The sequence below is a fragment of the Mesorhizobium sp. M7A.F.Ca.CA.002.09.1.1 genome, from assembly GCF_003998555.1.
GTDB classification, from domain to species: domain Bacteria; phylum Pseudomonadota; class Alphaproteobacteria; order Rhizobiales; family Rhizobiaceae; genus Mesorhizobium; species Mesorhizobium ciceri.
Genome location: NZ_RZRR01000853.1, coordinates 1 through 2417, shown reverse-complemented (window position 1 = coordinate 2417; position 2417 = coordinate 1). Strand labels below are relative to the sequence as shown.

Annotated in this window: 3 protein-coding genes; all 3 read right to left on the bottom strand. The window is 64.6% G+C overall.

Going from position 1 to position 2417, the window contains the following annotated elements:
• The coding region (locus EN994_RS27305; protein WP_127307962.1) for an AAA family ATPase at window positions 1-396 on the bottom strand (396 nt) is incomplete at its 3' end.
• 48 nt (window positions 397-444) lie between these two features.
• Complete coding sequence (locus tag EN994_RS27300; protein WP_127307961.1) at window positions 445-1932, bottom strand: DegQ family serine endoprotease; 1488 nt, start codon at window positions 1930-1932, stop codon at window positions 445-447.
• Window positions 1933-2131: 199 nt separating this feature from the next.
• Window positions 2132-2417, bottom strand: a 286-nt coding sequence (gene rplQ, locus EN994_RS27295; RefSeq protein ID WP_127307960.1) for a 50S ribosomal protein L17, incomplete at its 5' end; no start/stop codon positions are given.

Sequence of the window (2417 nt, the reverse complement as noted above, 5' to 3'; positions counted from 1 at the left end):
GACCGGGAGGAAACTGTCCTGCTGCGCGCGGTTGAAGCGATGGATCTCGTCGACGAACAGCAAGGTCTGGCGGCCATTGGCACGGCGCAATTTGGCTGATTCGAACACCTTTTTCAGGTCGGCGACGCCGGAAAAGACAGCCGATATCTGCTCGAAGGCGAGACTCGTTTCACCGGCGAGCAACCGCGCCACGGTGGTCTTGCCGGTGCCGGGCGGCCCCCAGAAAATCATCGAGCCGAGCGAGCCGGAACCGATCAACCGGGTCAGCGCGCCGTCAGGCCCCGTCAGATGCTCCTGGCCGACGACCTCGCCAAGGTTCCTCGGCCGCAGCCTGTCGGCCAGCGGCCGCCCAGGCGGCGTCTTTTCCGGTTCATCGACGCTGAACAGATCGGCCATGCACTTCTTTTTCGTTGGAGCATGAGCCCGAATGCACGGAACCCAGCCCTAATAACGCAACACCTGACGCAGTATCTGCCCGCCGCGCTCGACCGTAAAGCGCCACCAGCGCGTATCCGTCTTGGCCGCCAGCTCCAGGGTCGCTGCGGTATCGATGGTGGTGCCGTTCACCTCGCGCACGATGTCGCCCGGCTGGAAGCCGAAATCGGCGGCCGGTGAATCGCGGTTGATGTCGACCACGGCGACGCCCTTGATGTCCGTGCGCAGGCCAAGCCGCTGCGCGAGCCGGGGCGACAGCTCCGCGACCTTGGCGCCCGAGAACGGGCTGCGGCCATGCAGCGTCACCTCGGCAGCCTTCATGCCTTCCGGAGCACGCTCCAGCGCGATATCCATCGCCGCCTGCTGGCCCTTGGTCAGAACCGCGAAATTGGCGGTGGTGCCGATCGACAGCGTCGCCATCCGGTAGTCCAGCGCTTCGATGCTCTCGACCGGCTTGCCGTTGAGCTGCAGCACCACGTCGCCGGGCTTGAGCCCTGCCTTGGCGGCCGGTCCGGTCGCCTCGACCGACGAGACCAGCGCACCGGTCGGCTTCTCCATGCCGAGCGATTCTGCGATCTGCGGCGTCACCGCTTCGAACTCGGCGCCGATATAGGGCCGTTCGAAGAAGTCGAGCCCGGCCTTGGCCGCGTCGGCAAAGGCGCGAACCATGTTCGAGGGAATGGCGAAGCCGATGCCGATCGAACCACCGCTGCGGCTGTAGATGGCCGTGTTGATGCCGACCAGCTGGCCGCCCATGTTGATCAGCGCGCCGCCGGAATTGCCGGGATTGATGGCGGCGTCGGTCTGGATGAAGAAGCTGGAATCGGAGACGCCGATATGGCTGCGGGCCAGTGCCGAGACGATGCCGCTGGTGGTGGTCTGGCCGACGCCGAAAGGGTTGCCGATGGCCAGCAGCAGGTCGCCGACCTCGAGCGCGTCGGAATCGCCGATGGCAATGACCGGAAACGGCTTGTCCGAGGTGATCTTGAGCACGGCAAGGTCGAGAGTCTCGTCCTTGAGCAGCACCTTGCTGTCGAACTCACGCCCATCAGCGGTCGCCACCTTGACCCGGTCGGCATCCTTGATGACGTGGTAATTGGTGACCACGACGCCGGTCGGATCGACCAGCACGCCGGAACCCAGTGAAGACTGCGCACGCGGCTGCGAGCGGCCGAAGAATTCCTCGAAGAACGGATCACCGTCGAAAGGCGATGTCACCTTGGCGGTCTGCGAGGCATAGACGTTGACCACCGCCGGCGCCGTCTGCTTGACCAGCGGCGCAAACGACAGCTGCACCTCCTCGCGGCCGAACGGCACGCGCTTGTCGGGACCGGACGTCGCGTTCTCGCCCTCGACGCCATGCAGCAGGTCGGTCAGCACATCGGACAGGCCGGGATCGGTCTTGGTCTCCTCGGCCAATGCCTGCCTGACCACCGGTGCGGCCGCAAACGCCATGATGGCGAAAAGCAGAACAAAGGGCAGTCTTCTGGCGCGCATTCGCGAATCCTCCAAGGCAAGTTCGGGGGCATTGTCCCGACGATTGTGCAAAATGAAAGGCTAAGCCGCTGAAATCCGACTATTTTGGGCCAAAACCCCAGGGGCATGCCCGGAAATCGGATTCCGGCGCGGTTTGCTGCTTTCAGAAAACAAAAAGGGGCCCGCAGGCCCCTTTGAACTCATTTGGGAAAACCGAGCCTTATGCGGCTGCGGCGTCCGCATCAGCGCTTTCGGCCTCGATGCGAGCGCGGTCGCCGGCGCCCTTGGCCGAGACGTCGCGATCGACGAACTCGATGACAGCCATGGCGGCGTTGTCACCGTGACGGAAGCCCGCCTTCATGATGCGCAGATAGCCGCCATTGCGGTTGGCGTAGCGCGGCGCGATGGTGTCGAACAGACGCTTGACGACGCCTTCATTGCCGATCTGGGCAATGACCTGGCGGCGGGCGTGCAGGTCGCCACGCTTGCCGAGCGTCACCAGCTTC